This window comes from Streptomyces sp. NBC_01808 (assembly GCF_035917395.1).
GTDB lineage: Bacteria > Actinomycetota > Actinomycetes > Streptomycetales > Streptomycetaceae > Streptomyces.
The window spans coordinates 7,057,766-7,081,535 of sequence record NZ_CP109072.1 but is presented as its reverse complement, the minus strand read 5'-3'; the positions used below and the strand labels follow the sequence as shown (position 1 = coordinate 7,081,535).

Sequence of the window (23,770 nt, the reverse complement as noted above, 5' to 3'; positions counted from 1 at the left end):
AGCCGGGCCCGTACACCGGTGCCGCGGTGACCGCCCAACGCGGCCACCCCGCCGCTGACTTGCCCGAATGGCACCCGGAAGTCCCCTCCCGTGCACCTTCATAAACCTGTAATACGCTCTTATTTGACGCAGGGGCCGCCGAAGTCCGAGGATCGGCGGCACCTGCCGGTCTCCCTACGCGCCGGCGTCCGAAGGGAGTCCGTCTTGGTCAGCCGTCGCGATGTCCTCGCAGGATCGGCAGCGACGCTCGGTACGAGCGCGTTATCCGTCTCGGTCGGCGGGCTCCACCCGCAGACCGCGGCCGCACAGCCCGCCCGGCCCGCGGGCGGCGGCCCGAACGTCATCATGGTCCTCCTGGACGACCTCGGCTACGGCGACCTCGGCTGCTACGGCCACCCGCTGATCCGCACCCCGCGGCTGGACCGGCTCGCCCGCCAGGGCACCCGCTTCACCCAGGGCTACTGCGCCGCCCCCGTGTGCAGCCCCTCGCGCGCCGCGCTCCTCACCGGCCGCGTACCGCCGCGCACGGGCATACCGGACGTGCTCAGCCGGGACGACGCGCACGGTCTCGGCACGGCGGAGCGGACCCTGCCCGAGTACCTGCGCACCGCGGGCTACGTCACCGCGGCGATCGGCAAGTGGCACCTCGGCCGGCTCGACGCCCACCACCCGGCGCGGCACGGCTTCGACTCCTTCTTCGGCGTCGACGCGATGTACACGGCGGACACGTACCCCACCGAGGTCTGGCGCGACGAGCAACCCGTGGAGACGCTGAACAGCGACGCCGATCTGGCGACGCTCACCCGGCGCTTCACCGACGAGGCGATCGACGTCATCGACCGCGCCGGCGACCGGCCGTTCTTCATCTACCTCGCCGAGACCATGCCCCACCTCCCGCTCGCCGTGGAGCCGGAGTTCGACGGCATCTCCCGCGGCGGCCTCTACGGCGACGCCATCGAATCCGTCGACCACCACCTCGGCCGCCTCTTCGACGCGATCGCCGAGCGCGGCCTGGACCGGGAGACCCTGATCGTCGTCGCCGGGGACAACGGCCCCTGGTTCGAGGGCTCGTCGGGCGGGCTGCGGTCAAGGAAGTTCGAGGTCTTCGAGGGCGGCGTGCGGGTGCCGTTCATCGCCCGCTGGACGGGCACCGTGCCGCACGGCCGGGAGTCGGACGATGTGGTCTCCTTCCTCGACCTGCTGCCGACGGTGTGCTCGCTGGCCGGCGTCGAGCCGGATCCCGGCGTGCCGCTGGACGGCACCGACCTGACGGCGACGCTGCGCGGCGCGCGGCTGCGCGAGCGCGCACCGGTGCCGTTCTTCCTCAGCGCGCGGGCCGCCGCCGTACGCGACGGCCGGTGGAAGCTGCACGTCCGGCGGCGCGGCTCGGACCAGCGCTATCTGCCGGAGCTGTACGACCTCGACGCGGACCCGCGGGAGTCGGTGAACCTGACGGCGCGGCAGCCGGAAGTGACCGCGCGGCTCCAGGAGTTCCTGACGGCGCTGGAGGAGGACATCGCGCGGGAGCAGCGCCCGCCGGTGGAACTCACCGCGGACCTGCCGCTGTTCGCGGACCGCCCCAATGCCGTACGGGTACGGCTGACCCGCGCGCTGCGCCCCGGCGGCGAACCCGTCGCGGAGGTGACGGTGTCGCTGGCGGCGCCCGGCGGCTGGGCGACGACGACCGTACGGGAGGTCGTGGACCTCGACACCGACCCGGTGCTCGACGTCGAGGTCACCCCGCCCGCCGCGGTCGCCGCCCCCGCGGGGCGGCTGGCGACGTACGAACTGACGCCCCGCGTCGAGATCGACGGCCGGACCGTGACCGGCGAGCCGGTGCGCGGCTACGCCGTGCCGCACGGCGACGACGTGGCCCTCGCGCTCGACGCGGGCCCGGCCGGCTCCCCGGTCACCCCCTCCTACCGCGCCCTGACCCCCGACTCCTCCTGGACGGAGGAAGCCGGCTACGGCTGGGCGGGCGGTGTGCCGGCACCGATGTCCCGCGACCGCGGCGCCCCCGACGTGCTGCGCCGCGACATGGTCAACAACCAGCCCGCGGCGCTGCTGCGGCTGCGCCTGCCGGCCGGGCGGAGCACGGTCTCCGTGCTGCGCGGCGACGACGGCTACGCCACGCCCGGCATCGTCGTCGCGGCGGACGGGACGGAGGTGCTCGCACCGGGACCGCAGGTGCCTGCGGGCGCCTACCAGTGGGAGGAGTTCGTCCTCGACGGCGGGGCGTCGGGCCGGGTGACCGAACTGCGCGTCGGCGCGCCGGACACCTCGAACTGGAGGGTCGTGGCGCTGCTGGTGCGCTGACACGGCGACGGGCCGCCGACCCGGCGAGCGCCGGGGCGGCGGCCCGTAGGTCCGGGCGGGTCAGTGCCCGGTGGCGGCCCGGAGGCCGCGCAGCAGCCCGTACTGCACGACGGCGAAGCCCAGCACCACCGCCGCCTGCAGCGGGATCCACACGTACCCCGCGGTGGTCGGGTCGAGGACTCCGGTGACGAGGACGACGACGCTGGCCACCGCCCACGCGATGTTGATGTCGACCACCAGCGCGACCAGACGCGCGGGCGGCACGGGCTTGCGGGCGAGCCAGGCGACGTCGGCGGCGTAGACGACGAGCACCGCGCCGAGCACGAGCAGCAGCCCGCGGTCCACGCCCAGGAGGTCGGAGACGGGCCCGGAGAGGGCCAGGTACGCCAGCCCGTTGCCGCCGGTGACGACGGCGTCGAGGCCGAGCCAGCGGCGGAGCGTGATCTGCGGGGTGGAGGCGGCGGTCGGGGAGACGGCTGCGGACATGACGGATCACCCTCCGGACGACGTAGGTACTGGTCAGAGCCGGAACCCGGGCCGGAGTGCGCCGGTCCGGGCTCCGATGCCCCTACGGTGCCCGCCCCCGCTCCGCACGTCGATTACCGGCGAGGTAATGGTGCGTCTGCCCCTCCCCGCCCCTTCCCTCCAGGTCAGGAGAATGGCGAAGGGAAGGGATGCGGGTCAGGGAGCCATTCAGGGAGCCACGGCGCCAGTCCCTACAGGTCAGCGGCGCGGCCAGGTGCCTTGGGACGATCGGGCTTCAGGATCTCGTCCATGGCTTCGGCCCCCTCGGTGATGACCGGGCGCAGTTGCTTACGGTAGACCGTCTCGGTGGTGTTGGTGCCGCTGTGTCCGACCACACGCGCGATGACCTCGATCGGCATACCGTGATCCGAGAGCAGGGACACGAAGCTGGTTCGCAGCTCCCGCGTCGTCCACTCATCCGGCGAGGGGAAGCCCGCATCCTTGAGGAGCGATCGCAGGTTGCGCCTGACATTCGTGGACGTGCGCGGCCCGCCATCGGGATCGGGGAACACCAACTCATCGTCGGACCACGTTCGGCCCGCAGCGTGGTACTCCTCTTGTTGCCGCGCGCGGTGCGCGTCCAGGACGGCGGCGGCTTGGTACGGCATCGTCAGTGAGCGGCGGCTCTTGCGTGTCTTGGTGTCCCCCTTGCGCCGTACGGATCGCCACACGTCGATGTAGGGGCGGGCGTCGCCTTCTGACGACGTGTGCACGTGTGCCCACGTGAGAGGACGCTCCTCCTCCGTACGTACACCCACGAGTAGGGCGAGCACGACGTAGGCGTGGATCCATGTGCCCTGTTTCGCGCGCAGGACCGCATGTGCCTGTTCGAGGGTGAGGGACTTGCTGGGCCGACCGGGTTGCCCTTCCGGCAGTTCCACGAGTTCGGCCACGTTCCGCACCACCTGCCCGCGTCGCTGTGCGTGCCTGATGGAACGGCGGAGGATGGCGAGTACCCGTTTCAGCGATTCGTGCGCCAGGACGCTGGCCTTGCTCTCCAGCCAGGCATCCAGCTCATCAGCCTCAAGCTCTCGGAGCTTCGCCTTGCCCAGGTCCGCGATTACGTGGTTACTGGCGAGGCTGCGGTACGTCTTGACGCTTTCCGCATCGCGCCCCTTCAGTCCATTAGAGAGCCAGCTCATCACCGCCTGTTCGACTGTCAGGTTCGCCGGAGCCTTCAGGCCGGCGTCGAGTTCCCTCTTGAGGTCTCGCAGCTTGCGCCGGACTTCCGTGCGTGTCTTGCCATAGACCTTGGTGCGGCGGCGTGTTCCGTCTGGCGCGTACCCGAGGGAAACGGCCCCCACGAAACGGTTCTTGGACTTGTCCCAGTAGATCGAATCCTCACCGTTAGCCGCCTTGCGACCCTTCTTCGGCGTCTCGGTCATTGTGCGTTGTGCCTCCATAGGGCAGGGCCGCGCCGTGAACGGCGCGGCCCTGCTGGGGGTTGTCGGGTGAGGCTCAGGCGGCCTGTGCCTCGTTCTTGAGGAGTTCGACGTACCGCTGGATGTACTCCGGCGGCACGAGGCGGCGGCGGCCGATGCGGACGGTCTGGAGGCGTCCGAGTCGGATCTCCTCGTACACCGTCGACCGGCCGATGCGGAGAGCCTTGGCGGCCTCTTCGGGCCGATAGAGGAGCTGTTCGGCAGGTTCAGCAGCAGTGCTCACGCGGCTGTGCCTCCTCGGCGCGTTCGGGGCGGGAGAGTTGGCGCGACATTCCTCTGAGACGCGACTCATCGGCACTCAGCGGCACTCAGAGAGGGCTTGAGACGCGATGAGTCGCGTCTCAGGCAAATGTGGTCCGGACGGCTTCAGCGTGATCCCCGTGTAGGTGACCACCTGCCGGCCGTACTCGTCGCGGGGTCGGGAGCGGCTGAGCTGCGGGACCACGGACAGCAGGTTGCGGCCGAAGACCTGTTTGGTGCCGGGGCGGACGCCGTTGTCTTCGGCCCACTCCCGCCAGACGGTCCACAGGGCGTCGACGGGGACGCTGCATGTGGGTCCGGTGGTGCAGCGTTCGCGGACGAACGCGCTGGTGGGTGAGGCGGTGTCCTGCATGGTGGTGACCGCTTCGCGGCTGGATGCCGGTTCGGTGATCCGGCCGGTGTGCTGGAGGCTGGCCAGGCCGTCGAGTGCCCAGTTCAGGATGCCGGGCATCTCGGCAATGAGCCGGTCGAAGAGGGTGGGGTCTTCCTTGCCCAGCCATGAGACGCGCATGTTGAGCAGTACGAACCGTCTGGCGATGACGCCGGAGGAGTCGCCGAAGTGCGGCAGTTCGTTGGAGAGGATCACCAGCCGCGTCGGGAGCTTCCCGGTCCACACTTCGCGGTATTTGCGGTCGATGTCGATGGTGTCTTCACCTGAGATCGTCAGCAGTCGTTCCACGACTTGGGTGTTGTCGTTGCCGGACAGCCGGGCGTCGGAGATGACCGCGAGCGGCTTGCCGATCAGGGTGGACAGGCCGAAGTTCGTGCCGAGTCCGGCCAGGGTCGGCCCGGCAAGGTTCTCCTTGCCGACCAGCTCTTTCAGCACGCGGGCGATGGTGCCCTTCCCGGAACGCGACGGGCCGACCATGAGCAGGATCTTCTGCTGGTCGGTCCGGCCGGACAGGACGTAGCCGAACCACTGCTGAAGCGCGGTGATGGCGTCGGGGTCCTCCGGCCAGATCTGCGACAGGAAGTGATGCCAGGTCGGGGCGGTCGCAGTGGGGTCGTAGGGGAAGGGCACGGACACGAGGTTGAAGAACCCCGGGGTGTGCGGCAGCAGAGCGCGGTCGGCGATGCGCAGCAGCCCGTTCTCACACGCCACGATCGGCCCGCCGTCCTGCCCGCCCTGGCCGTCGAGCCATACCGGCGCGTCTACGTCGGTGGGCAGGAGGGTGATGGATCCGAGGGCGTCGAACAGGTTGCTGATCTTCTGCTTGGTGGGGGCCCAGGCGCGTTCCTCGGTCTCGCCGTCCTTCGTCGGCACCTGGTAGACGACGTGTTCCAGCCGCTCGTACATGGCCTTGCGGACCTGGGCTTCGTCCAGCTCGCGCCAGCAGGCACCGGTCCAGCGCATCCACGAGCCGCGCCAGCGCCGGCACACAAGCTGTCCGCTCTCGCCCTGCCAGTCGGGCAGGAGTCGCCGGGCGACGGCCAGCGGGTTCGACGGCGCGGGGAGTTCCTCGGGGTCGCGCGGGTCATGGTCTGTCGCGTTCATGCGGCTGTCCTCCCTTCGGAGTTGCGTAGCGGGCAGGTGTCGCGGTGGGCCGTGTGCGCGTCGATGAGCGCCAGCACGCGGGTCAGGCCGATGGCGCGTTGGTCCCAGCCGCACCGGCACACCGACCGGGCCGTGGGCACGGCACGGGCGGGAGCGGAGATGTGCAGCCAGGCGACCGCGTAGCGGCCGTCTCCGGCCGCGTTGTCGGCCTGCGACGGCTGCGGGGGAAAGACTGAAGGGACGCCCTGACGGGCGACACCCTGTCGGGCGCCAGCGTCAGCCTGTACGCCGGTCTGTCCCGCGTCCTGCGGCCGGGTGGTGGGCTTCTGGAGGCATTCCAAGGGGGGATCGGGGCGGGGCGTCACAGCGCCTCCCTGGGTCGTGCTTTGCGCAGGGAGGCGTCCAGGGCACTGCGGATGGTGGCGCGGCACTCGGCAGCGGTCAGACCGGCGGACTCCCCCGCCCATTGGAATGCTTCCTCCACCGCGTCCCGGGTGAGGTCGCCCCACGCGATGAACCGGCCCAGCTTGAACGCGGACAGGTTCAGCGCGTGGTTCCGCTCCCCCTCCGATGCGGCGACCACGACCCGCTGTTCGCGCTCCAAAGCGGCCAGCGCCGCGCGTGAGGCACTGCGCACGACCGGCGCGGGCGGCGCCGCCGCCGGGCGGGTGTCCTGCCGCAGCAGCGCGGCCAGCCAGCCGGGCAACGGCGCGGGTTCGCGGTCATCGGTGAGGGCGTAGGCGCGGCCGTGAACGATGCTGCCCGCGGCCACGACGTAGCCGCCCCATGCGCGGGTGTCGATGTTCTCCCCGAGCTTGCCCGCCGTGTTGCTCAGCCGCAGCCCGTCTGGCGCGGTGAAGTACCGGTGTTCTCCGCCGCTGGCGGTCCGCAGCGTGAACGTGGCGGGTACTGGCTGGCCGGTGCGCTCGCAGAGCGCCTGGAAGGTCGCCGCGCCGGCAGGCGCGTCGCTCTCGTCTTTGGTCACGTCGAGGTCGATGACGACCAGCCCGGCCGGGCCGGTCGCGACCCCGACGTTGAACGGCGCGGCCTGCCAGCACGCGGTGATACGCGCCGGGTCGGTGGTGGCGCGCTCCTGCCACTTCACGTGGCCCCGGGCGCAGATCCCGGTTCGGGGGCAGCGTGCCTCACCGTGCAGTGCCGGCGGCTTGCCGCCGGGACGGAGGGGGAAGACGGGCCAGCCGCGTTCCGCTGCGGCGAGTGCGGCGGCGAGCAGGGCTCGCGGTTTGTCGTCGGGTTGGGTCATGCTGGAGTCCTCCAACAGGTCCGATTGGGGCTGGTTGGCCGGGGCGACCGCGCATCTTTGGCGAGAGAAGCGGTCGCCCCGGGCGTATTCAGGCGATGTCCAGCGCGAGCTGGGCAGGGGCGGGGCCGGTGGTTGCCGGGGCGGCTTCGGCGGCCAGCAACGTGCGGTAGGCGTGTACGGCCTGGTGGATGACGACGCCGTTGCCCAGGATCTTGAGCTGATCGGAACGGGACAGGCCCAGGTCCATACCGGTGACCCAGCCGGGATCGGCGCCCATCATCCATTCCACGAACGCCGGGGACAGGCGGCGGTTGCCGCGGGTGCCGGGTTCGGTCGGCTCCGGCGCGGGACGTTCGAGGACGGTCTCCCAGCGGTGGATGGCGGGGCCGTAGTCGGTGCCGTTGGTGGCCACCCACCGCCCGTCCAGGCGCACGGCCTGGCCGGGCAGGTAGTAGCGGCCGGTTGCATCGCGCTGGTTCGGGCCGCCGTGCGGCCCGTCCGAGGCTTTCGGGGTGGGCAGCAGGTTGACGACCACCTCGTTCAGCGGCCGGGAGTTGGTGCCCAGCAGGTTGGACGCGCCGGACTTCCAGTCGCGGGCCGCCGGGGTGGGAAGCAGCGTCACGGCGGTGCGCAGGTTCATCCCGCCCTTGCGCTTGGGCGAGACGCCGGGGCCGCCGGTGCCGTCTGCTGCTGCCGGGGTGGGCAGCAGCCTCAGCCGTCCGCCGTCTGCGGGGGCAGCAAGAAGACCACTTCGTCCTCCAGCGTCGGCCCGTGCCCGCCCGCCTTGCGCTTGTCCGGGTGCTGCGGTCCGCCGTTGCGGCCCAACTGCGAGGTCGGGGTCTTCAGCAGCGGGATACGCGACGGCGAACCAGCGGTCCCGGCGGTGGCAGGCTCCGACTTCGGGATCTGAAGCTCGTAGGCACATCCACCGCGCGTCGTACCCGCACGCGGCCAGGTCCGCGGCGACGACACCGAGTCCGCGGCTTCGGATGGCGGCGACGTTCTCCAGGAACACGAGCCGGGGTCGAAGGTGGCGAACGGCTTGGGCGATGGTTTTCCAGAGTCCGGAGCGGTCACCGGCGATCCCTCCCCGAGGTCCGGCATTCGAGATGTCCTGGCAGGGGAAACCGGCCGTCAGCGACGCCGGACGCGGCATGCCGGCGGCCAGCGCCGCCCAGTCCACCGCGGTGATGTCACCCAGGTTGTGAGCCCGTGGCAGGCGTTCGGCCAGCAGCCTGGATGCGGCCGGGTCCCTCTCACCGACCACGGTCGTGGTCAGCCCGGTGACGGCTTCCACGGCCAGGTCCAGCGCGGCGGAACCGGTACACAGGCTGACGTTGCCGCCGTCCGGCGGCACGGCAGGGTCATGGGTCATGCTGGAGTCCTCCAACAGGTCCGATTGGGGCTGGTTGGCCGGGGCGACCGCGCATCTTTGGCGAGAGAAGCGGTCGCCCCGGGCGCATTCAGGCGCCGGGGTGGTCGGCGCAGTTGCACTGGTAGTCGAGCCAGCAGCAGTTGGGGCATCGGCCCTCGGTCAGCAGCGCCGCGAAGCGCTTCGCCTCCTCCTGCGCGGCGGCGTCGAGGCGGCGGGCGGCGGCGTGCAGCTTGGCCTCCAGCACGGCCGGGGGCGCGGTGGTGAAGTCGTGCAGGGCGACGGCAGCGGCGATGATGACGTCGCACAGTTCGTCGGCCACGTCGCGGGCCGTGTGGGTGGTGCCCTTGCGCGGGTTCTGACCGGTCATGCCGACGTACGCGGCGGCGGCTTCCCCGGCTTCCTCGCTGACCTTCAGCAGCCGCATCGCACGCTCGTGTTCGGCGGTGCCGTTGGCCTGGTCCAGCGTTGCGGCGATCTGGGCCGCGACCGGCCACAGAGAGGTGATGGTCTCGATGGCGAGTGCGGCAGCGGCGGCGATGTTGCGCGGGTCGTCGTGGACGATGCCGCCGTCGCCGGTCGTGCACCGCTCGTAGACGGCCAGGGCGATGGCCTCCATCAGCGGGTCCCCGTCAATCCAGGCGGCAGGGCGGTCGGGCGCCGTGATGTCACTCATGGTTGAGTCCTCCGGGTGTCTAGAACGGGGGTTCGTTGCTGTAGCCGTTGGCGGCCCACGGGTCGCGGTCACGCCGGAAGTGGCGGATCACGGGCCACAGGCGCGGCGGCAGCGCGGTCCACCGCGGCAGGGGCAGCAGCGTCCAGCGACGGCCGGAGTTGAAGCAGTCGCAGGGCTCCCAGTCGGTGCCCGCGTACTCGCCGGTCTCGGGGTCGCCGTAGTCGTAGGCGATGCCGCCGTTCCCGTCGCAGTCCGAGCAGTCGGGCCGGGGTGTGTCGGTGAGTACGAGCGCGTGGCGGGGGCAGCCGGTCCGCTCGATACGCAGTCGCATGGGTGTCGTTCTCCCTTCAGTGCCGTTCGCGGGTGAGTCGCAGGGTGATGCCGCCGACCCCGAGGGGTCCGGCGGCGCCGGCGATGACGGTGGCGGCGTGGGTGGCCGCGTCGAGCAGCGCGCACACCGCCACGACCAGCCCCCAGCAGCCGGCCGCCGCCGCAGCGGCGATGGCGACGGGGATGAGTAACCGGCGCCACGGCACACCGTCGCGGGTCGCGGTCGGGACGGTGATGATGATGGGCTGGCCGGTTGCCTGGGCGCGTTCGTAGGCGTCGGCGGGGATGTGCGGGGCGAGGTTTCCGGGCGGGTCGCGGTGCTGCATCGGGTGCTCCCTTCGCGGTGTGCTGCTGGGGTTGGGGCACCTGTCATCCGGCCTGTCAGGTGTCTGTCACCTGTCACCTGTCTGTCACCTGTTCTCGCAGGTGACAGACCGGATACAGGCACGAACAGACCCCCGAAGCGGGGTGTGCTTGGCTGAGTGACAGGTGACAGACAGGCCCCGGGGCGCGGTCAGTTGCCGGGGGCGTGGCGATGGTGGACGTAGCGGGCTTTGCTGCCCTCTCCGACGCGGACGATCTCGCCGGATTCGGCCCACTCCTTCAGCCATCCCTGGATGACCGGCCGCCGGGTTCCGTGAGTACCGGCGAGCGCTCGTTCCATCGCGGATGCGCCGGTGCCGTCCGGTCCGGCAGCGATGATGAGCATCAGCGCCGCCTTGCGCGCCGCACCCTGCGCCGGCTCCGACGCGGCGCGGTACGACAGCGACAGCCCGCCGTCCTCACCCGCCCCCTCCGTGGGCTCCTGCGGCGCGCGGGCGTCGGGGGTGCCCGGTTCGTCGGTGGTGGCGAAGGCGGCGTCGATCTCGGCGCGGAACCGCGCCGCCAACGCCTCTTCATCCACCGTCCCGCCCGCGGTGGGCTTGCGGTAGGACAGGTTGAGCCCAGCGGGCCGCTCCTGGCCCGCGTCGGCGCCCGGGGTGTCCGGTGTGGCGCTGCCGGCCGCGGGGGTGGTGGTGTTCCACAGCCATCCGGCGCGGTCGTCGTTCCAGCGGTCGGCGTAGTCCTCCCCCGCGGCGTCCGCGGATGCGGCGTCGAGGAGCGGGTGGCGGTCGCTGGTGGCCAAGGTGACTTCGCGGGCCATGCTGGGGGCGGTCTTCCACCCCTTGAACGGGGTGGGGGCGAAGCCGTCCGCGCCGGCGGCGCCGATGATGCCCGCGCCCTTGGCCTTCAACTGGCTGGCGTCGGCCTTGACCCTGGTGAACAGCTTCGCCGCGTTGTTGCCCGCCGACTCCCCCGAGGTGAGCGCGACACCGACCGGGGAGAACTTGCGGACCTCGGTGTTGCCCAGGGCGGACGTGTTGCCGTCAACCGCGGTCAGCACCAGCCGCAGCCCCATGGCCCGGGTCGTGCGCATGATCTTCTTGACGTTGGCCTGCACGTCCTTCATCACCGGGTCCCGGAACGACGGCGCGGACAGCAGTTCCGCACCCTCGTCCACCACGATCATGATCTGCGGAAGCTGCGGAGAGATGGGCAGGAGCGTGGTGTCCTGCGCGTCCATCAGGTCCTGATAGGCGTGCTGGCGTGCCGCGTTGATGGCCAGCGCCGCCCGCAGCATGCGCTGTGCTTCCTTGGGGGTGGAGGCCACCCAGTCCACCGCCGGCCGCGTCCCTGCCGGAGCCGCGGGCCGCCCGGCAGGCGGGGGCATCTTGCCGGCGGCTTCGAGGGCGGGGCGGATCCACGGGCGTGCGCTGGCGCCGGCTTTGAAGTCGATGACCCAGGTCAGTACGTCGGTGCAGCGGGCGAAGCCGGCCAGCACCACGTCGACGAAGGTGGACTTGCCGGATCCGGGCGGGCCCAGGATCAGCGCGCACGCCTCCCGCAGGAATACCTGCACCGGGTCGGAGTTGGGCAGCAGCCCCCACGGGATCCCCGTCAGCAGGGACAGCGGGGCGTAGTCGGTGGGGTAGGTGTAGGTGCGGTCGATGACGTTCTCGGTCGCGATGTCGAGCACCACGCGGCCTTGCCGGTCGCCTTCTTCGACGTGGATGGCGCAGCCCAGCGGCAGCCGGGCGTCCGCGGCCAGGCCCTTGGCCTGGTTCTGGATCTGCGTCCACACCGCCCCGCCGGCGGGCAGTTCCGCGGCGAGGCTGAAGCCGGCGCCGGTGGCCCACATCTCGACGGCGAACACGCTCACCTGCACCCCGCTGACGCGGTGGATGCGCTCTTCCCACTCGGTCGCCAGCGCGAGGCGGTCGGCGTTCAGCTCCCGGTACAGCTCCTTGGCTTCCGCGGACATGCGCTCTTCCTCTGCGGCTTCCTCGTGCACTGCCGCATGGCTGGCCATGGCGCCGACGCCGACCCCGAGCGCGGCCAGGGATCCGGCCGCGGCCCACTGAAGCGGGCCCGTGGCCACAGCCCAGGTGGTCCAGCCGCCGGCCAGCAGCCATGAAGCGCAGCGGGTGACCAGGGTGCGGCCGGTCAGCTTCCGCCGCACGCTCACCCCGACACCGTGCCCGATCGCGCCGGCAGCGCCGATGGCCATCGGCCAGCCCGGCGGCATGCTCGTGGCCGCACCCAGCAGCGCGACCGCCCCGGCACCCGTCGTGGCTGAGATGGCGCCGCTGACGGGGCCGTGGGGGACGGACCAGTCCAGCGGCAGCCTGCCGCCCGGCTTGTCCTTACCCGAACGCCGCCGCCGCGGCGCCGGCTCCTTGACGAGGGAGTGCGCACCGGCGGGGTGGTTGCCGCGGGTGCTGGAGAGGTTCAGTCCGTGCTCACTCATCCGCATCTCCTTCACGCGGGGAAGCAGCAAGGCCGAACCCGCATCACCTGCGGATTCGGCCTTGCTGCGGCGACTGCCCGAAGTGGGGCAGGGGCCCGGGGGTTCAGTTGTCCTGGTTGTTGGTGGTGTCCCACATGGCCTCGCCGGTGCGGGGCTCTTCGTGGCGGCGGATGTCGTGCTCGTGAACCTGCTGCGCGGTCTCCGCTACCTCCTCGGCGGCGTCCACGGCGCGCTTGAGGTGCCGGTAGACCTCCTCCAGTCCCTCGCCCACGATCTTGTCCAGCGGGAATTCCTCGTCGGACTTCTCCGCCAGGATCTTGAAGGTGTTCGAGATGCTGGTCAGTGCGGCGGGCATCCCGGCCAGGGTGCTGATCACGTGCATCGCCCCGTCCGGCTCGTACGCGCCCGCGGCCTCTTCCATCTCCGACGCCGACGCGTCGAACAGGAACCCCGGGGTGCTGGTGTCGGCCATGTCGTCTCCCTTGGTCAGATCAGCCCAGTCCAGTGCGGTGTGATTGCGCGGTGCCCGCGGCACCCGGTCCAGCAGCCGCCTTCCCCCGTCGTCGGGGTCGGCGTGCTGGCGCTTCTCGAACTCCTGCCGCGCACGCTGGTCGCGGTCGGCCCGCTCTTCGCGGGCGCGGCCCATCAGCCGCCACCACAGCCGCCGACCCGGATACATCAGCCCCGACCAGCCCAACCGCCGCCCGATCGGGGTGGTGAGCATCCCGAGCAGCCCGACCGGCGCGACCAGCGCCGCCGCCAGGGCGCCGCGTCCCCAGTACCGCAGGCGCGAGCGGCGCAGCTCCGAGCGCATCGCGCGGCGGGCGACCGCCCGGCGGCGGGCCTGCCGGGCACGCTCCACGCGTCCGGCCGCGGCGCGGTCGCGCTGCGCCCGCCACCCGGCACGCGCCCCCGCCAGAGCGCCACGCAACCGGCCCGGACGGCGGTGACCTGCGGCCTTGTTCGCGCGGATCGAAGACGGCGAGCGAAAGGACCGGCCGCCGTTGTTGGTGCGGCGGGCGTCGGCCAGGCGGCGGCGGGCCGCCGTGTCCGAGCGACGCCGCGCGCTGCGCGACGGAGCCGACGTAAGCCGGTCGCTGCGCGCTCCGCGCAGCGCGGACAACCTCCCCCGCGTACCGTCCGCCCGCGAGGTGCTGCCGGCGCGGTCCTTGCGTCCGAGGGACCACGGCGTACGCCGCCGCGACCCACCCGGGCCGCCGCCCGCGCCGCGCCCGCGTCCGGCGGATGTGGAACGGTTCTTCGTCCCCCCGCCGGCGCTCCCCCTGCGGGTCGTCGGCGCGGGCGTGGTGCGGCGGGTCTGCCGCGGCACCGTCCCGCCCCCAGCCCGGCGGGAGCGTCCGCCGCCCGACCGGCCCCGGCCCGAACCCCACATGCCGCCGGCCGAGCTTGCCGACCGGCGCGGGTTCGTACGGCTGGTGCCGCCTGCAGAGCTGGTGTTGGTGCGCCGGGGACGCTGGCGAGTGTTGTTGTGCTGGCGCATGTGGGCGGCGACCGCGCCGGTTAGCGCCGCCCCACCCAGGGCAGCCGCCGCCGCGATGGGCCCGGCGGCCAGGGAGGCGGCGGAAGCGAGTCCGACCATGGTGTTGCCGGTCGTGACCGCCAGCGGCACCGCCGGGATTCCACCGCGGGTGTGCGCCGCCGGCTCCCGGCCGGACGCCGGCTGCCCGCGCTGCGGCGGTGGCGGCGAAGTTGCGCCCGGGGTGGGCGCGATCGGGGTCGTCTGAGTCACGATGGTTCTCACTCCTTCACGGAGTCGAAGGGCCCGGCCGCGTGCTGTGGAAGGTCGGCGGCCGGGCCCGGGTGTGAGCGGAAGCTCAGAACTGGTCGGGGGTCATGTCGAAGAACAGGACGGTGAAGGTCTCGGTCCCCATCTCCTGCGCGACCACCGAGCGGATGACGCTGTAACTCGCGGTGCGGGTGTGCCCGGGGTGTACGTCGATGGGGCCGTCGTACGTGCCCTGACGGCCGCCGGCTGCCTGAGCGGTCATGATCCAGTGATGCCGCACGGGCGCCCGAAGGGTGGTGGGGGCCGTCTGCTCGGTCTGCGTGGACACTGCTGATCTCCTCGTCTGGTTGGGATGTTCAGGCGGCGTGCTGAGGTTCGGGGTAGGCGCAGGTCACGCACATGCCGAGGGAGCGCGGGATGCAGTAGCCGGCGTCCCGGCCGCAGGCCGGGCAGGTGCGGCGGGCGCGCATCGCCAAGGCGAGCGCGGCCCGCTTGCGGGGGGTCATCGGCCGTACCGGCTTGGCCAACTCCCAGCGGTAGAGGTAGGCGACCAGCGGCCCGCGCTTCTTGCGCGGGCGCATGAGCTGAGCGGCGATGTCCTGCCCGCCGGGCCGCAGCCCACGTGCGCGAAGCTGGCGCCGGGTGGCGTAGCCCTCCGGCGCCAGCTCCCACGGGAAGGTCGGGATGCCGAACCGTTCGCCACTCGGGTCGTAGCAGTCCGCGAACGCGACGGACATCAGGACACCAGCCGTCCGTCACGGGCCTCTTGCAGACGGGCGCTGACCCAGCCCACGGACCACCCGGTGTGCTGCGCGATCTGCCGAACGGAATGCCCAGCAGCAGCCCCCGCGCGCACAGCCTCAACCGCGTCGGGCTCGTTCATCTTCGCCAGCGCGATCGTGTTCACCGGCTTGCGCCGGGGCGCCCCGGACGGCTTGGTGAGGCGTTCACGCCCGGCAGGCTCAGGGTGTTCACGGACCTGCCGTTCGCGGTGTTCACGCTGCTCGCGCTCCACCTGTTCACGGCGCTCCCGCTCGGAGCGTTCACGCTCCTCACGGGCCAGTTCGTAGGCGCGCTGTTCCTGGCGCTCGCGCTCTAGGCGTTCCGTCTCCTCACGGTGCAGCCGCGCTTCATGCTCGCGCTGTTCACGCCGCTCTGCGGCCTCCCGCTCCGCGCGCTGCTGCTCCAACCGCGCTTCATGCTCGCGCTGTTCACGCTCGCGCCGGTCGGCATCGGCCTGGCGCTGTTCACGCTCCTGCCGGGCGGCGTGTTCATACTGCTCGCGTTCGATGCGTTCACGCTCGCGGTGTTCACGCTGTTCACGGTCGATGCGTTCAAGCGCGGCGGAGATCGCGCGGCGGTAGGCAAGCCCGGCTTCGGCGGTGACGATGAGCAGCGTCGGTGCGACCGCGTGAACAGCCACCCCGACCGCATCGCCCTTCAAAGCGGAATGCCCGACGTTCAACGCCAGGGTCATGATCCCGGTCAGCCAGCGCAGGACCGCCGGCCACCTGCCGGCCGTCCCGCCCAACCGCGCAACCGTCGAGTCCAGCCGCACCACGATCACCACGGCAGCGTCGACAACCAGCGGCAGAATCGGCGCTGTCCACTCCCACCCCGCCGGGGCGACACCGCGAACCAGCGGCGTCACGGTCAGCACCGAGAACAGCATCGCGCCCAACGTGATGCCCCACGTGCCCACCGACAGCGTGCGCTCAGCCGACCGGATCTGCCCCGGGCTCATCGTGGAGAAGTTCATGCCGCACCCCCCACCGGCGCAGGCACGGGGGCGTAGGCAACGAGTTCCACCTGCGCGCCGGCGTACTCGGCCAACGTGCGCAGCACCCGGGTATGGCCGTTGGCCTGAAGGTGGAAGGTCACCGCGTCGGGGTCGATCCCGAGCGCATCCCGCCACCCCTCGAAGGCCGCGAAGCTGTACCGCTCGTCATCCCGGCCGTGCAACGTCAGCTCCACCCGCATCGGATAGACGCTCGACAGGTGCACATCCGGAGCGGGTAAGTGCGAGAAGTCGGCGGCCAATAGCCGCAGCGCCCGCACCGCCACCGACAGCCCGTCCATCGTCAACGCTCGGCTCATGCCGCACCCCCGGCGAACGAGGGGTTCGTCAGGCCGGTCAGGGCGGCGATCTCGTCGCCGGTCAGCCGGTCGCGCTCGTTCAGGGCCCGGGCCACGGTGCGGATCTCGTGCCACAGGTGGGTCACCTTGCGGCGCGCCATCCCGCGCACCATGCCCCACGACTTGCCACCCTCGGGAACGTGGTCGCGACCAAGCACGATCCCGTGCCGCGCCAGCGTGTCCACGGCCAGCTCCCGGTCATGCTCAGCAGCGCATGCCGCGGCGCTCTCGGGGGTCCACAAGCCGTAGCGCAGCAGGTATTCCACCTGGGCAAGCGACCCGGCCGCGCCCATCGCAGCGAAGTGCCACGGCGAGATGTTGTTCGCCTCGTGCCCGGTACGGCCGGTCACCCTCCAACCGCCCTCTTCCGGGCGCCAGGCGATGACCTCGGCCTCCGTGACTCGGATGCCGTAGGCCAGCGACAGCACCGCATGACCCGCCTCATGGAAGGCCATCCCCAGCCGGGTCTGCTCGTAGCTGAGCGAGACGTTGAAGCACGCCCGCTGCCTGTCGGTGTGATCTGCCAACTCCGCAGCCGAAGGAACCATCGTCCTCATGCCGCACCACCCGACGTGCGGGCGGCGCGGCGGTTGGCCACCGTGCGGCCGGCGGCCAGCACCCGGTTCCGAGCGCGGCGGCTGCGCTGGTTGTCCATCTCGTTCCGCGGACGGTCAAGGGCGATGATCTGCGCCTCGATCAGGTCGATTCCCGCGAGGATCTCGGGCATCTCCGCCTCGATGGCGTCCAGCTCCGCGTCCGTGGGCTCCATCCACGGCTCGAACGCGGTAACAGCGTCCTGAACAGTGACAACATGGTTCATGGGTCGTGTTCTCCCTAGCAGTGGATACGGCCCGAACAGCGCCCCCGGAGTAGCCGCTCCGGGGGCGCCCGCCGTAGGGGTTGAGAAAGCGGCCAGCAGGGCGCCGACCACCGGCTTTGCGTTGAGCGAGGGAAGGGGCGCCCCGGGCGGGATTCGATCCCGCACCCTCACGGCATGGATGCCGGGGCGGTGGTGCGTGCTGGCGCTCAGCGAAGGATCGGGTACGCCTCCATCAGCCGCGACCACGCGCACGCACGTCGTCCTCGGACCGCTTGTTCTGCTCCGCGTTCTTCCGCGACAACTCCTGACGCTCCGCTTCTGTCAAACTCGTGACCACAGGTGCCTCCCAATCAGGTGCCTGCCGCACGGCCCCGGGTGGCAGCCCGGGGCCGTGCACTCTGGTGCCGGACTCTCCAGCTCCCCGCGCTCCCGCCCCTCCGCACGCCCATTCGGTGGGCCGCGGACGAGGCGGGAGAGGCAGCCGACGCAGCGGACCTGGAATCGGTCGGCTGCGGCGAGGTCCTTGGGGGCGTGGCCAACGGCCACGCGATGGGCGTCTTTTCGAGAGGGGCAGACGGGGCCCGCGATCTTTGCCCTTGTCTCACCTGTGCGTGCGGATCACGTGTCCGCCCCGGTAAGGGGCGGCATGGGAAGAAGGTGCGTACGAGTCGCACAGGCAGGGCCTACGGCTTGTCGCTGTTGCCTGATCCCGGGTCACCAGAGGACGCCACCTCTACAGCGCCCCTCCGCAGATCTCTTGCTCGGAGGCGCCGGCGCGTCATGGCTCCGGGTGCATCTGTTCAGTTGAGAAGGAACCTGCGCTTCTCTCAGGGGCCCCGGGGCCGGGGCACCTTCAAGGCGTTGCAGTACCTGTTTTACAGGTACTGCAACTGAGGGTCAAGCGCACCGGCCGAACTTCCTGGTCTTCTGCCGGGACTTCTTGGTGCACCATCAGAATCGGTGCAGGTCAGGGGAGTTGGTCACCTCATACGTGGACAGCCAAGGTAGATCTCGCTACCGTCGAGAGGTCCCTAGAAGTCCCCTCGGGGGTGTAGATGTCCAACGAGCGCCTACGGTCGGCTCTCTTAGCGCAGAACATGACTGTGCAGCAGCTCGCAGAGGCGATCGAGGTGAACCCGAAGACCGTCGAGCGATGGATCACGAAGGGCAAGGTGCCGTACCGGCGCCATCAGTACGCCACCGCGTCTCTGCTCAAGGTCGACGTGACGACGCTGTGGGACGATGCGCGCGCGGTCGACAGCGCCACCGACCTGTGCAAAGCGGAGATCCTTACGGCGTATCCCCACCGCCATGTCGTCCCGACGGACCTGTGGCGGCAGATGTGCGAACGCGCAACGCGGCAGATCGACATCCTCGTCTACGCAGGCATCGGCCTAGCGGAAGATCCGCGCTTCTTGTCGGCCCTCAAGGCGCAGGCGCGGAAGGTCGACATTCGCGTTCTCATGGGCGACCCCGAGTGCGAAGCCGTCATCCGTCGCGGGGTTGACGAAGGACACCGCATCATGGACGGCAAGATCCGCAACGCACTGGTCAACTACCGCCCGTTGTTCACCAGCCACCCCGAAATCGCCTTCCGGCTGCACGACACCGTGCTCTACAACTCGGTCTACCGTGCGGATGACGAGATGCTCGTCAACACACACGTGTACGGTATCGGTGCCTACCTGGCCCCGGTGCTTCACCTGCGGCGACTCCCCGGCGGGGGACTCTTCGACACGTTCGCCAACAGCGTTCAACAGACCTGGGAAGGCGCAAGGCCAGTGACCGAGCACGACATCACAGGAGCGTGAGGCATGGGACGCATCGACTACCTTCACGACCCCGACGCCCCGCCGGCCAACTCCGTGGTGCCCTCCGTCGTCGCGTTCGTGCAGAACGACGCGGGAGAGGTGTTGATGATCCAGCGATCCGACAACGGCCGCTGGGCTCTGCCTGGCGGCGGGCACGACGTAGGCGAGTCGATCTCTGACACTGTGGTGCGTGAAGTCTGGGAAGAGACGGGCATCAAGGCCGAGGTGGTCGACATGTCCGGGATCTACACGGACCCTGGGCACTTGATGCAGTACGACGACGGTGAGGTTCGTCAGCAGTTCAGCATCTGCTTCCGTGCCCGACCGGTCGGCGGTGAGGTGCGCACCAGCAACGAGACGACACAGGTCCGCTGGATAGACCCAGCGGACCTGTCACAGCTCGACATCCACCCCACGATGCGGCTTCGAATCGAGCACGCCGCGGATCGGACGCGGAAAACTCCCTACATCGGCTGACGCTTCCCGGCCGCAACCCGATCGAGAACGCGCGATGTGCTCGCCAGGATCTCGGGCTCCGCTCGCCGGATGAACGTTCCGATCAGGCTTTCCGGCCCGTACCGTCCGGCGATCTCATTCACTCGGTCGATGGGATTCGTGGGGGTACCGTCCGGGGTGGTGTTCATGTCGCAGAAGCACAGGGCGTCGTTCAGGTGGGCGCGCTCGCGCGGGAACTCTTCCAACTCGGCGCGCAGGCCGCGCGCATCCGCTTCCATCCATGCGCAGGAGTGGTGCGCAACCAGGTTCACAACCCGTTCGTCGGCGTTGGCCACATCCCGGAGATAGCGGGCACCGTCGAGCGGATGGAAGCCCGTCTTGGCCAGGTCCGGTGAGTATCCAATGTCGTGCAGGACAGCAGCCGCTTCCAGCAGTGTGGCATCCGCTCCGAGCGCTGGCGCGATGACCCGCGCCCGCTGTGCCACCCCCTGCGAGTGCGCCCACCGGCGCGGCAGCGGATCGGCAAGCAGTGACTCGGCGAGGGGATAGGCCCACTCCACCAGGTTCGACAAGCTAACCCTCCTTCTGAACCGGTGCTGCGCGGACGGTCCGCGCCTTGCCTTGCCCTGCGCTCGCCAGCACGCCTGCGGCTTCTAGCTTGTCGAGCGCCTTGGTCACGGTGGGGCGTGATACTCCGAATCGCCCAGCCAGAGCGGAGGCACTAGGGAATGCGGCCCCTGCTTCGAGCCCATCAGCCGTGATGATGTCCGCGATGCGTGCGTCGAGCGGGCGGCGGTCGACCTGCTCGTCAGCCCGGATGACACGCCACCGGCCGCCCGGCACCGGTTCCGCCACGCCTTCCTTGCGGAGCACGTCGAACGCACGGAGTACGACTCCGCGTGAGACCTGGCGACGCTGTATGAGGTCTGCGACCGCCGGCAGCCTCGTCATCTCTGGGTCGGCCGCAATCTGGGCCTTCACCTCCGCCGCGATCTCCAGGAAAGTCCCTCGGGGGCTCGCCTGCGCCACTCGTTTCCCCTTCTGTTCGCCCAAGTCAAGCTCTATGTCTTGCGACAAGGGTGGCACGTCCAGGTGTCAGCGGGGAGCGGGGAGCAGGCGTCTGACGCTGGTCGTGCGCGTACCAGGGGAGCCACTGAGGGAGCCACGCAGGGCGACACGGGGCGGACTCCGATGGACGGGTACGGACGCCGGCCGTGCCGAGCAGGAGGACCCGTTCGCCCTCGTCGCCCCCGCCCCGAACGGCGTCATTACCGGCGAGGTAATGGCCGGCTCCCCACGGTCCGGATCCCGGGCGGGCGACCTGCCGGTTTCGGCGCTATTGCGGTGCCGCGTCCGTGGCCCTACGTTTCCGGAGGCGGCCCGTGCCCGGCCTGAGATGAGACGGCGATGGAACTGGAACTGCGGCATCTCAAGCTCGTGCGCGCCATCGCGGAGACGGGGAGCCTCACCCGGGCCGCCGGCCGCCTCGGTCTCGCGCAGTCGGCGATCAGCGCGGACCTCATCGGCTGGCACCCGGAGTCGCCGGCGGCGGGCACGGCCCCCGCCGTGCTGATGTACGCGCGGGCGGCGCACGCGGAGGCGGCGCGGCGCAACCCGGTCTACGCGAAGTGGCTCGCCACCCACCCCGGGTACGGCACCGCCGGCTGACGGGCCGCCCGGCCGGCTGACGGGCCACCGGTCGCGGTCACCCGGCGTGCTGGTCCTCCGCCACCGGCTCCGCGCGCACCCCGGCCGCCGCCGCCCGGCGCACGACCGGGCCGCCGCACTCGCCGATCCACCGGCGCAGCACCCGGTGCACCGATTCGGCGCCCGCCAGCGTCTCCCCCGCCGGCACCGGCGGCGTCAGCCCCTCGGGCCAGAACAGGAACGCCCGGCTCTGCTCGCCGCCGAGGCCGCCGTGCGAGCCGATCTGGTCCTCGAAGGCGTGCACGGTGCCGGTCTGCGGGTCGTACGAGGAGTTGACCATGATGTCCGCGGCGTGCGGGAAGCGCGCGGTGCGCAGCACCGTCCCGGCGGCGCCGGGCCCGAAGGGCAGCAGCGGGTCGATGCCGACGACCTTGCCGGTCTCCAGGTGGTGCTCCGCGCCGTCGGCTCCGAGGACCACGGGACCGTGCTCCTCGGAGCGCACCAGCACGAAGCCCACCCCGGGGTGCTCCGTCAGCGCCGGCAGCAGCGCCGGGTGGCGGCGCTCGATCGTCTCCCGGCTGGCCACGCCGGGCAGTTCGGGGAACGACACCAGGCCCAGGTTCCCGGAGCCGAGCACCACGGGCTCCAGTCCGCGGCGCCCTTCGCCGTCGTGCCCGTCCTCCGGGCGCTCCGGCCGGCGCAGCGCGGCGCGGGCGGCGGTGCGGGCCTCGGCGCCGCTCCTGGTCTTGCCGACCCGCCGCGAGACGGGCAGCCCGCAGCCGGCGCGTACCAGGTCCTGCAGCGTGAGGCCGTACGCGGCGGCGAACGTCGGGCCGTGGCTCTGGCCGTGGTCCGACAGCAGCACGATCCGGTACGGGCGCGGGGCGTGCTCGGCGGCCTTCGCGATGAGCGCTATCGAGCGGTCGATGCGGCGCAGCACCTGCTGGGTGTCCCGGTGCTGCGGCCCGGCGTAGTGCGCCACCTCGTCGTACGCGACGAGGTCGGCGTAGACCGCCGTGCGCCCCGCGAGCATGTCCCCTATGACGGAGGCCACGACGACGTCCCGGGAGACGACGGTGGCGAAGGCGCGGACGAACGGGTACAGCCCGCCGCGGCCGACGCGCGGCGTCTCCTGGCGCAGCCGGGAGCGCAGCGACTGGAACACCTCGCGGGCGGCCTCGGCGACGAAGGAGGCGAAGGTGCGGGAGGCGTTGGCGGGGTCGGAGAAGTAGGCGAAGTACCCGGCGCGGGAGCGGGTCTTCTTGTTCCGCCGGACGGCGACCGAGAGCACCAGGGCGAGCTGGGTGGCGCCACCGGTGAACAGGTTGCCGCGGCTGGCGGTGTCGCCGGGCTCGCCGGTGGCCAGCAGCCCGCCGGGCGCGGCCGGATCTGCGGCGCGGGCGGCGGCCCGGCGCTCCAGCTCCTGCGCGGTGGAGGGATGGCTGCAGACCATCACCTCGCCGGTCTCCTTCTCGTACCAGCGGAAGGCGGGCACGTCCTCGTTGGTGCCGTGCAGGATGCCGAGCTGGCTGGCGCCCGTCTGGCTGGACCAGTCGGTGCGCCAGGGGATGAGCCGGTGGCTGGTGCCGTGCCAGGAGGCGACGGTCTCCATCACCGGCGGCAGCCGGTGCGCGAGCAGCCGCTGCCCGCCGAGGCTGCGCCCGCCGGCCCGCTCGCGCTCCTGCAGCGCGGCGTGCAGCACGTCGTGGCCGACGCCGTCGAGCTGGAGGAAGACGATGCCGGGGGCGGCGTCGGGGGACACCGCGGGCGCGCCGCGGCGGTACGCGAGCCGGGCGAGCCGGCGGCGGTACGCGCCGTCGTCGCGGACGGTGAGCGCGGTGCTGGTGGCGGAGGACGCGGCGGACATCACCGCGGCGACGACGACGGCGGTCTCCGGGTTGGCCTCGCCGCGTCCTGTGGGGTTGAGGCTGAGCGCGATCAGCAGCAGGGAGCCGTTGAGGAAGAAGACGAGCAGGCCGAGCACGAACGCGGGCACCAGCAGCAGGGCCCGGACGAGCACGGGCCACACCAGCGCGGAGAGCACGCCGAAGACGCCGGCGCCGACGGCGGCGGTGACGGCGATGTGGGTGGCGCTGTCGCCGCCGGGCGCCTGGAGCCGGAAGTCGGGCAGGGCGCCGGCGAGGATGAGCATCGTCACCGTGCCGACGGCCCAGACGACGACGATCCGGCCGAGGCCGCGGGCGGCGGCGCGGCGGCCCTTGCGCGTGGCCGCGGCCCGCAGGGCGGTCAGGCCCGCGCGGGAGCCGGGTCCTGGGCGGGTGTCGGTGCGGGGCGGGGCGGCCTCGTCCGTACGGGATGGGCGGTCCGCGTCCGTACGGAGCCGGTCGTCCGGCTCCGCTCCGGAGTCGGGGGCGGGCTCCGCGCGGGACCGGGGGTCCCGCTCCGTACCTGACTCGGGGCCGGGCCGCGTACCGGACTCGGGACCCGGCTCCGTGGGGGACTGGGGATCCGGGTCCGTGCGGGACCCGGCGTGCGGCCCGGACCGGGGGTCCGGGCCGGGTCTGGTGCCCTCCCCCGCGCCCTCTCCGGACGCGGGCTCCTCACCCGGTCCGGAGTACCCGCCGGGCGCCTTCCGCGGCTCTGCCATGCGCTGTCTCACCTCCGCTCCTGTCGTACCAGCCTTCCACAGCCGGGCGGCAACCCGTTCCGCCCGGCGCCGCGGG

At 71.7% G+C, this 23,770-nt stretch carries 23 protein-coding genes and 1 pseudogene; 4 read left to right on the top strand and 20 right to left on the bottom strand.

What is annotated here, in order from left to right:
* The first annotated feature begins 204 nt into the window (after positions 1 to 204).
* Positions 205 to 2,316, top strand: coding sequence for a sulfatase (locus tag OG946_RS31275; protein ID WP_326799311.1), 2,112 nt, complete (start codon positions 205 to 207; stop codon positions 2,314 to 2,316).
* Between the two features lie 60 nt (positions 2,317 to 2,376).
* On the opposite strand, the gene OG946_RS31270 is transcribed toward OG946_RS31275, so the two are convergent.
* The 17 genes from OG946_RS31270 to OG946_RS31190 form a co-directional block, all read right to left on the bottom strand.
* Positions 2,377 to 2,802, bottom strand: coding sequence for a hypothetical protein (locus tag OG946_RS31270; RefSeq protein ID WP_326799310.1), 426 nt, complete (start codon positions 2,800 to 2,802; stop codon positions 2,377 to 2,379).
* A gap of 230 nt (positions 2,803 to 3,032) precedes the next feature.
* A complete protein-coding gene (locus OG946_RS31265) occupies positions 3,033 to 4,226 on the bottom strand; it encodes a site-specific integrase (RefSeq protein WP_326799309.1) in 1,194 nt (397 codons plus the stop codon).
* Positions 4,227 to 4,299: 73 nt separating this feature from the next.
* A complete protein-coding gene (locus tag OG946_RS31260; protein WP_326799308.1) occupies positions 4,300 to 4,506 on the bottom strand; it encodes a helix-turn-helix domain-containing protein in 207 nt (68 codons plus the stop codon).
* 75 nt (positions 4,507 to 4,581) lie between these two features.
* A complete protein-coding gene (locus OG946_RS31255; RefSeq protein ID WP_326799307.1) occupies positions 4,582 to 6,039 on the bottom strand; it encodes a DNA primase family protein in 1,458 nt (485 codons plus the stop codon).
* Positions 6,040 to 6,400: 361 nt separating this feature from the next.
* Positions 6,401 to 7,303 (bottom strand): bifunctional DNA primase/polymerase, encoded by a 903-nt coding sequence (locus tag OG946_RS31250; protein ID WP_326799306.1) that lies wholly within the window; start codon positions 7,301 to 7,303, stop codon positions 6,401 to 6,403.
* Between the two features lie 88 nt (positions 7,304 to 7,391).
* Positions 7,392 to 8,693 (bottom strand): DNA cytosine methyltransferase, encoded by a 1,302-nt coding sequence (locus OG946_RS31245; protein WP_326799305.1) that lies wholly within the window; start codon positions 8,691 to 8,693, stop codon positions 7,392 to 7,394.
* A 73-nt stretch (positions 8,694 to 8,766) separates the two neighbouring features.
* Positions 8,767 to 9,351, bottom strand: a complete 585-nt coding sequence (locus tag OG946_RS31240) for a hypothetical protein (RefSeq protein WP_326799304.1) — start codon at positions 9,349 to 9,351, stop codon at positions 8,767 to 8,769.
* Between the two features lie 19 nt (positions 9,352 to 9,370).
* Positions 9,371 to 9,682: a hypothetical protein gene (locus OG946_RS31235; RefSeq protein ID WP_326799303.1), complete on the bottom strand. Its 312-nt coding sequence runs from the start codon at positions 9,680 to 9,682 to the stop codon at positions 9,371 to 9,373.
* Positions 9,683 to 9,698: 16 nt separating this feature from the next.
* Positions 9,699 to 10,007, bottom strand: coding sequence for a hypothetical protein (locus OG946_RS31230; RefSeq protein ID WP_326799302.1), 309 nt, complete (start codon positions 10,005 to 10,007; stop codon positions 9,699 to 9,701).
* Positions 10,008 to 10,195: 188 nt separating this feature from the next.
* Positions 10,196 to 12,469, bottom strand: a complete 2,274-nt coding sequence (locus OG946_RS31225; RefSeq protein WP_326799301.1) for a hypothetical protein — start codon at positions 12,467 to 12,469, stop codon at positions 10,196 to 10,198.
* A 103-nt stretch (positions 12,470 to 12,572) separates the two neighbouring features.
* The gene (locus tag OG946_RS31220) at positions 12,573 to 13,331 is read right to left on the bottom strand and encodes a hypothetical protein (RefSeq protein WP_326799300.1); all 759 of its coding nucleotides are present in this window, start codon (positions 13,329 to 13,331) and stop codon (positions 12,573 to 12,575) included.
* Positions 13,332 to 14,304: 973 nt separating this feature from the next.
* Entirely contained in the window at positions 14,305 to 14,544 is a 240-nt protein-coding gene (locus OG946_RS31215; RefSeq protein ID WP_326799299.1) for a hypothetical protein, read from the bottom strand.
* Positions 14,545 to 14,572: 28 nt separating this feature from the next.
* On the bottom strand, positions 14,573 to 14,953 hold the full coding sequence (locus OG946_RS31210) for an RRQRL motif-containing zinc-binding protein (RefSeq protein WP_326799298.1): 381 nt from the start codon (positions 14,951 to 14,953) through the stop codon (positions 14,573 to 14,575).
* Positions 14,953 to 15,960 (bottom strand): DUF2637 domain-containing protein, encoded by a 1,008-nt coding sequence (locus OG946_RS31205; RefSeq protein WP_442814654.1) that lies wholly within the window; start codon positions 15,958 to 15,960, stop codon positions 14,953 to 14,955. Before OG946_RS31205 ends, OG946_RS31210 begins: the two co-directional genes overlap by 1 nt.
* An 11-nt stretch (positions 15,961 to 15,971) precedes the next feature.
* Positions 15,972 to 16,313, bottom strand: a complete 342-nt coding sequence (locus tag OG946_RS31200; RefSeq protein ID WP_326799296.1) for a hypothetical protein — start codon at positions 16,311 to 16,313, stop codon at positions 15,972 to 15,974.
* A complete protein-coding gene (locus OG946_RS31195) occupies positions 16,310 to 16,879 on the bottom strand; it encodes a hypothetical protein (protein WP_326799295.1) in 570 nt (189 codons plus the stop codon). Before OG946_RS31195 ends, OG946_RS31200 begins: the two co-directional genes overlap by 4 nt.
* Positions 16,880 to 16,905: 26 nt before the next feature.
* Positions 16,906 to 17,172, bottom strand: a complete 267-nt coding sequence (locus OG946_RS31190; RefSeq protein ID WP_326799294.1) for a DUF6284 family protein — start codon at positions 17,170 to 17,172, stop codon at positions 16,906 to 16,908.
* 1,097 nt (positions 17,173 to 18,269) lie between these two features.
* Here OG946_RS31190 and OG946_RS31185 point away from each other — a divergent pair.
* Both OG946_RS31185 and OG946_RS31180 read left to right on the top strand, forming a co-directional pair.
* Positions 18,270 to 18,983, top strand: coding sequence for an XRE family transcriptional regulator (locus tag OG946_RS31185; RefSeq protein WP_326799293.1), 714 nt, complete (start codon positions 18,270 to 18,272; stop codon positions 18,981 to 18,983).
* Between the two features lie 3 nt (positions 18,984 to 18,986).
* Positions 18,987 to 19,460, top strand: coding sequence for an NUDIX domain-containing protein (locus OG946_RS31180; protein ID WP_326799292.1), 474 nt, complete (start codon positions 18,987 to 18,989; stop codon positions 19,458 to 19,460).
* Here the strand turns inward: OG946_RS31180 and OG946_RS31175 are convergent.
* Together OG946_RS31175 and OG946_RS31170 are read right to left on the bottom strand one after the other, a co-directional pair.
* Positions 19,448 to 20,011, bottom strand: a complete 564-nt coding sequence (locus OG946_RS31175; RefSeq protein ID WP_326799291.1) for an HD domain-containing protein — start codon at positions 20,009 to 20,011, stop codon at positions 19,448 to 19,450. The two genes, OG946_RS31180 and OG946_RS31175, sit on opposite strands and share 13 nt — an antisense overlap.
* Position 20,012: 1 nt before the next feature.
* Complete coding sequence (locus OG946_RS31170) at positions 20,013 to 20,468, bottom strand: GntR family transcriptional regulator (protein ID WP_326799290.1); 456 nt, start codon at positions 20,466 to 20,468, stop codon at positions 20,013 to 20,015.
* 378 nt (positions 20,469 to 20,846) lie between these two features.
* Between OG946_RS31170 and OG946_RS31165 the strand changes: the two are divergent.
* Positions 20,847 to 20,960 (top strand): annotated as a pseudogene (locus OG946_RS31165) (helix-turn-helix domain-containing protein); the annotation flags it as partial.
* Between the two features lie 184 nt (positions 20,961 to 21,144).
* Here OG946_RS31165 and OG946_RS31155 read toward each other — a convergent pair.
* Positions 21,145 to 23,694, bottom strand: a complete 2,550-nt coding sequence (locus tag OG946_RS31155) for a phage holin family protein (protein WP_326799289.1) — start codon at positions 23,692 to 23,694, stop codon at positions 21,145 to 21,147.
* Positions 23,695 to 23,770: the final 76 nt, after the last annotated feature.